Source organism: Elusimicrobiota bacterium, assembly GCA_018816525.1.
Classification (GTDB): domain Bacteria; phylum Elusimicrobiota; class Endomicrobiia; order CG1-02-37-114; family XYA2-FULL-39-19; genus OXYB2-FULL-48-7.
In genome coordinates this window covers 1-5,743 of the sequence record JAHIVV010000035.1, presented here as the reverse complement: position 1 = coordinate 5,743, position 5,743 = coordinate 1, and the positions used below count along the sequence as shown (strand labels likewise).

The window sequence follows — 5,743 nt, the reverse complement described above, 5'->3', positions numbered from 1 at the left end:
TATTAAGCAGTTCAGTAAAAAAGCTCGGCGCAAAAGGGTGCGCTATTGAATAATTTCTTTTGCAATAATAACCCCTCTGCTCTCCCCCCAAGAACAATATTTTTGAATTTTGAGGCAAAGTATTATTCATAAATTTCACTGCGGGGTAATAATTGAGTTTTCTTGAGAGATAAAAATCCCTGGTTTCAAGCCCCAAGGCTACTTTGAAGGGCTCCGTAACTTCAAAGACCGTAGCAAGCACAATCAAATTTGAAAAGAACATAATAATCAGGAAAACTGCTGCAATAGCTTTGTTCAGGAACTTGTTGCCGGAAACAAAACTGCTTATTCCTTTACCGCAAAGCAGGCATAAAATTGGAATAACCGGTACTAAAAACCTTAATACCTGTTTAGATGAAAACCACAATAAAAAGTACACAACAAAGTAGATGATTAAAGTTATTGTTATTTTATCATATTTTTTTATAAAAAATAAGGTGGGAATAAAACCCAAGAATAGGGTCCAGCCTAAACCCCCTAATACATCAAAGCCGCCCGCAAATCTAGTTCCTTCTGTAACAATCAGGTAGGGGAATTTAACCAAATCTTCAAAATAACCTGTTTGAATACTGTATTGATTAAAAAGCGCAAAATAGCCATTTGTAATTTCTTTTGAAGGTCCAACAACCGTAGTATATACAAGTTTTTGTAAAAAAGGATATAAAGGATCCCCGGTAAAAAACAGATTTTTCAAGCCCCAGGGTAAAAAAACAAGCCCGCTTACGGCAATAAACTTTAATATTTTAACCCACTTTTTTTCTAAAATTAACAAAACAATTATGGCAATGATGCTCATTCCTGCGGTGTATTTTGTGCCAAGGGCCAGTCCGGAAAATATTCCTGCGAGTACAATAAACGAATCATTGTTTGTTTCTGCGTAATTTATATATGAGAGCAATGCCAGCATTGTAAAAAAACACAGACCCATTTCAATGTATGTGCTTGTCCCCAGCAGAATGACGCTTGGTGTGATAAAAAACAACATCAATGCAGTTTTCGTGCTTTTAGGGGTTAAAAAACGCTTCCCTGCTAAAAATATGATAAGGGAGGTTAAAATACACAGGCTGAAACTTATGAGGTTAGGAATAATATCATCGCCAAGCGCCAGTCCGATTGAAAACAGCATTTCTATATTTTCAGGAAAGTTTGAAAAAAAATTGCAATTTATTTTGTTTATTGCATGTTCTCTTAGATAGATATCAGGCAAGGCAAGGTGGTAGACAAGGGAATCATAATAAGTAGGAGGCGCAAAACAAATTAAAAGCCCTATTACGGCAAATATTAGAGCCGGAACAATTAAAAACAAATCATTGGATTTTAATTGTGAATTTAAAAGTGTTGGAATCGATTTGTAAAATCCGGACAGCAGGGTTCTTATCTCTTTTACGGAAACAATTGCAGAAATCAAAACAAAGCTTATTAAGGCGATAGGATAGAAAAGATTTAATAGCCCTAATAGAAGAAAAGAAATTGAGTAAAAGCCTAGACCAATGCCAATAGAAAATATTATTTCTTCATTAGTTTCAGCGTTAATATTCAAGAATTTCATTAGTTTATTGCCAACGCCGAAAGCTGACAAAAACAGAATTAAAACAACAAAGATTTCGAATATTTTTGAATCGAAACCTGTTAAAGGGTAGTTAATCAGGCTGAAAAAAGTGACTCCTGCCAGGAAACAAAAATAAAGCAGCCCTAGTATTAATTTTGATTTAAGAATATTTTGCATTTTTTAATCCCAATCTTATGTAAAAACAGCTTTAAAATTGTTATCAGCGTCTCGATACCGTATTTGGTGCTTCTTGCAAAATTGATTGAGGAAGCTTCCGCAAAATATTTTGAAGGAACCGGGACATCCCCGATTCTAAAACCAAAATAGGCGGCTTGTATGAGCATTTCCTGGTCAAATACAAAATCATCTGAGTTTTTATCCCAGGGGATTGTTTCCAATACCTTCCTGGAGTAAGCCCTAAGCCCGGAATGCCATTCACCTAAATTTTGGCCCAGGATTAGATTTTCAAATATAGTAAGGCCTCTGTTGGCAAAATATTTGTAAATCGGCATTCCGCTTGAGATCGCCTCCTTACGGGTCCTGATTCTATTGCCCAAAACAAAATCACAGATATCATTTTCTATGAAGGCAATCATATGAGGAATGACTTTAGGGTCATACTGGTAGTCCGGGTGAATCATAACTACTATGTCAGCTCCGGCTTTTAAAGCTTCATTATAACACGTTTTTTGATTACCGCCGTAGCCCGTGTTTTTGGCGTGCACAATTGTCTTTAACCCCAATTTCTGCGCAATAGTTACAGTTTTATCCTTCGAGCAGTCATCAACAAGGATAATTTCATCCGCAATACCTGCCGGTATGGCTTTTACAGTCTGTTCAAGGGTTTTCTCAGCATTGTATGCCGGCATTACAATAATTGTTTTAAGTTTTTTCTGGCTCATTGTTTCCCGCTTTTAATAGATTTTGGTATATTAATTCTGTTTCTGCAATCATTTTTTCAATACTAAAAGACTTCTTTATCTTTTCTTTGGCATTAATGCCAAATTCAGCAGCCTTATTCTTATTTTGTGTCATCCAAATTATTTTTTCTACAAGTTCATTTGAATCCGCCGGGGCAATCAGAATGCCTTCCTTCATATTTTCAATTAATTCTGGAACTCCTCCCACGTTGGTTGAAATGACAGGTTTCCCGTATGCCATTGCTTCTAATATTACATTTGGGGTGCCTTCCCAAAGAGAAGGAATTACAAAAATATCCAAAATAGAAATTATTTCAGAAGCATCAGTCCGCCAACCTGTGATTTTAACTTTATCTTTCAGATTATATTTGTCAATTATTGATTCCAATTTATTTCTTTCGGGGCCGTCACCTATTATTACAAACTGCATATTGTTGTTTATAGTTTGAAGATTGATTTTGTTAATTGCATCAATTAAGTACTTAAATCCTTTTTGTTCGTGTAACCTTCCTATCGCGCCGATTAGAACACTCTCAGGATTCAAATTCAGCTCTTTGCAGAACAGGCTCTTATCAGCAGTTTGAAGTTTTGAACTATCTATACCGTTATAAACTACATTAATCATGTTATCAGGATAAACGCGGTTTTTTACGAGGAATCTTTTTAAAGCTATAGAATTTACAATAACCAGGGCGCAAAGTTTAGATGTTAATCTGTCAAAGAACAATTGCCATTTCTTTTGCTCTTCCATTACTCGTATTGACGATATTATGACGGGTTTTTTAGTAAGTAAAAAAGCTATACGGGCTATAATATTTGCCTGAAAAAGATAGGTGCATATTATTGACACATCTCTTTTTTTAACGGTTTTCGTGATCGAAGTGATTGCAAAGATAATAAAAAATGGCAGAAAAAGCTTGCCTAAACGGTAAATATTCAGTGCCCTGACTTCAATACCGGCATTTTTTAGCTTTTCTGCGCAGTTCCCCCACTTCTTTAAACTAAAGACTATCGGCCTGTAGATGTTTCTATTGAGCCTTGTAACAGTTTCAAAGAGCATTTTTTCCGTGCCGCCGATGTTTAAGTCGGTAATAACATACAAGATATTAACTGGTTTTGTCATTTTTTTTCAGAATCAAGACATCCATATTCTCTGTAGGTATAAAATCATTTGAAAATGGTATCCCTAACAGTTTTTTTGGTGCTTCAAACATTTTGATTGGTTTATAATTTAATATTATTTTTTCGAATGTTGAAATTTGCATAAAAGGATGAGTAACAACGAGGTATTCAGGAAACTTTTTTGAATTTTGATTAATAACGCTCTCGTCAAGAGGAATATTTATTAATTTATAACTTAAAAATTCAATAGCCGGAAAATGGCCGGGGAGTGCCCATCCGGTTGGAATACCTATTGAAGATTTTTTTGGGATGTTCTCATTTATCCATTGGCCGGCAAAAGTAAGGTTGCCTTTTTGGACAAATAGCTGTTCATAAAAACAGGTGCTTAAAATAAGCGAGCAGACGATTAATAAACCGTAGGAATACCCGATTATTTTGTTAAACAGTGTTGAATTTGTCAGGGCAAATATACCGGCAGCAGCAAAGATACATAGAAAAGGCATTGTTAATGTAAATACACCCGGGTGTTTCATAAAAAACCCTGCAAAAACAGTAAAGACCAAAGAGATTGTTAAAAGAAAACTGTTTTCCGGTTTTTTTTGTTTATAGAGATAAATTGCGCCTAGGACAATTGCTGGGATTAATACCCAAAAATGCCCAAAATTGAATACCCCATACAAAAACAAAATTGCACCCCTAATCCCAAATTTTCCATAGCCGTAAACAACATAATTGTGTGCAATTGCGGAATTAAAAAATCTTTGGAAGCTAAGAACAGAATATGGTGTGAGAATTACATAAACGATAAAAACTAGAAAGATTGGAAGAATAGTTGTTCCCCACCTAAAATATTTAGTTGAATTTTTTCTTGTATAAAACTCACATAATGGAATCATTAAAACAAAAACGATATTGCTCAAAAGAATAGCTGATGATAGCCCTAGTATTACTGACACAAGTACATACTTAGTGCGTTCGCTTGTAATTATAGCCCTTGAACACAAATAGAAGGACAGAAGCATCAAAAACATACCAAAAGTATGTGGCTTCACTTGATGACTGTACGTCAAAATAAGTGGTGATAACGAAAAGAAAAGTGAACTTAATACGCCTATTTTTTTATTGAATATATTGTTTCCTATGAAAAACAATAGAATCGCACAAAATATAGAAAATATAACACTAAAACTGCGGGCCAACAAATAAACATTTTCGATATAATTTGGGTGCAAGAAATATAAATTCGGGTCATTTGTTATATGTAAAAATTGTAAGTATTTTCCTATCATCAAAAATGCACCAAGAGAATAATAGTAAAAAGCGCCATGTGTATAGTTTGTGTCTGGATCGAAATCAAGCTTTTCTGGGTGTATGTTTGCCATAGCATTTAAGACTTGTTGCTCATCACTCAAAACTAATCCTAATAAATACCCTCTCATAAAATCCAATTTTATATCGTTAGAAAGAGTATCAAATGGTTTTAGGTTATGAGGTGTAAAATAGTTATCAAAATCTTCTTTAGTGAATTTTGTCTTACGGTTTGAAAATGAAATTGCCTTTGAGTATAATTTACTTCTTAACTCAATCATTTTAGGGGCTAATTCCGTTATCTGGCTATCGCTTTTAAATACTTGAAAACTACGTTCCCAGCTTGGTGTGCCCCAATTAATTCCCCAAAAATGAATTAGTGAACAAATGGTTATTAACAAAGCAATAAAAGCAAAATACAAGTAATTTATTTTCATGGTTTGTTTGCTATAATTAGAAGATTCATCCCAAATGGGATTTTAAATAGTTTTTCAATTTTTGTGATTATTGGTATAAACTTATCAAAAATAATTGGCTGTAAGATTGGAAATTCTTTTCTGCCCAGGATTCTGCTGTTAATAAACCACCCAAAAACACCAACAAAATTATTGTACTTAACTTTTTCTATAGTAAATTTTTGTTTTTCTAATTTATCAACCAATTCCATTGGTGTCCAAATTAGCCGAAAGCAAATGTTTGTTGTAAGCTGTTAAGATTAGCCTTGCTCTTTTCATGAAACGGAGCGTTTAGCCAATCCCAAAGATTTCTTCTGGCAAAAAGGTTCGTTGGAAGCACAGAACACAAC

At 34.3% G+C, this 5,743-nt stretch carries 5 protein-coding genes; all 5 read right to left on the bottom strand.

The window, feature by feature from the left end; translation table 11 throughout:
* Positions 1 to 1,765 (bottom strand): glycosyltransferase family 39 protein (locus KKH91_03815; protein ID MBU0951940.1); only part of this gene is annotated, 1,765 nt, incomplete at its 3' end.
* Positions 1,738 to 2,457, bottom strand: coding sequence for a glycosyltransferase family 2 protein (locus KKH91_03810; GenBank protein ID MBU0951939.1), 720 nt, complete (start codon positions 2,455 to 2,457; stop codon positions 1,738 to 1,740). The genes KKH91_03815 and KKH91_03810, both read right to left, overlap by 28 nt.
* A 13-nt stretch (positions 2,458 to 2,470) precedes the next feature.
* Positions 2,471 to 3,631, bottom strand: coding sequence for a glycosyltransferase (locus KKH91_03805; protein MBU0951938.1), 1,161 nt, complete (start codon positions 3,629 to 3,631; stop codon positions 2,471 to 2,473).
* Complete coding sequence (locus tag KKH91_03800; protein ID MBU0951937.1) at positions 3,615 to 5,375, bottom strand: glycosyltransferase family 39 protein; 1,761 nt, start codon at positions 5,373 to 5,375, stop codon at positions 3,615 to 3,617. The genes KKH91_03805 and KKH91_03800 overlap by 17 nt, the downstream gene beginning before the upstream one ends.
* Positions 5,372 to 5,605 carry a hypothetical protein gene (locus KKH91_03795; protein ID MBU0951936.1) on the bottom strand — a complete coding sequence of 78 codons (234 nt, stop codon included), beginning with the start codon at positions 5,603 to 5,605 and terminating at the stop codon, positions 5,372 to 5,374. Before KKH91_03795 ends, KKH91_03800 begins: the two co-directional genes overlap by 4 nt.
* Positions 5,606 to 5,743 lie beyond the last annotated feature (138 nt).

Bases quoted from the DNA above. Each gene is read 5' to 3' on its own strand.
- KKH91_03795 (MBU0951936.1), bottom strand. From the start codon at position 5,605: ATGGAATTGGTTGATAAATTAGAAAAACAAAAATTTACTATAGAAAAA.
- KKH91_03810 (MBU0951939.1), bottom strand. From the start codon at position 2,457: ATGCCGGCATACAATGCTGAGAAAACCCTTGAACAGACTGTAAAAGCC.
- KKH91_03800 (MBU0951937.1), bottom strand. From the start codon at position 5,375: ATGAAAATAAATTACTTGTATTTTGCTTTTATTGCTTTGTTAATAACC.
- KKH91_03805 (MBU0951938.1), bottom strand. From the start codon at position 3,631: ATGACAAAACCAGTTAATATCTTGTATGTTATTACCGACTTAAACATC.